The organism is Leucobacter celer subsp. astrifaciens, assembly GCF_001273835.1.
GTDB classification, from domain to species: domain Bacteria; phylum Actinomycetota; class Actinomycetes; order Actinomycetales; family Microbacteriaceae; genus Leucobacter; species Leucobacter celer.
The window spans coordinates 1-230 of the sequence record NZ_JHEI01000080.1 but is presented as its reverse complement, the minus strand read 5'-3'; the positions used below and the strand labels follow the sequence as shown (position 1 = coordinate 230).

Sequence of the window (230 nt, the reverse complement as noted above, 5' to 3'; positions counted from 1 at the left end):
CCAGGAGACGGGCCAGTTCGTGTTCCATCCGGGTCCGATCTTCGCGAACATCATCATCGGCGACGAGGTGAACCGGGCGACGCCGAAGACGCAATCGGCACTGCTCGAGGCCATGGAAGAGCAGTCGGTCACGGTCGACGGCCATACCCATCGTCTGCCCGAGGTGTTCATCGTCGCGGCGACGCAGAACCCGCAAGACATGGCGGGCACCTTCGCGCTTCCCGAGGCGC

General features: G+C 65.2%; 1 protein-coding gene. It reads left to right on the top strand.

What is annotated here, in order from left to right; all coding sequences use genetic code 11:
* The coding region (locus AMS65_RS00215) for an AAA family ATPase (protein WP_193786989.1) at nucleotides 1-230 on the top strand (230 nt) is incomplete at both ends.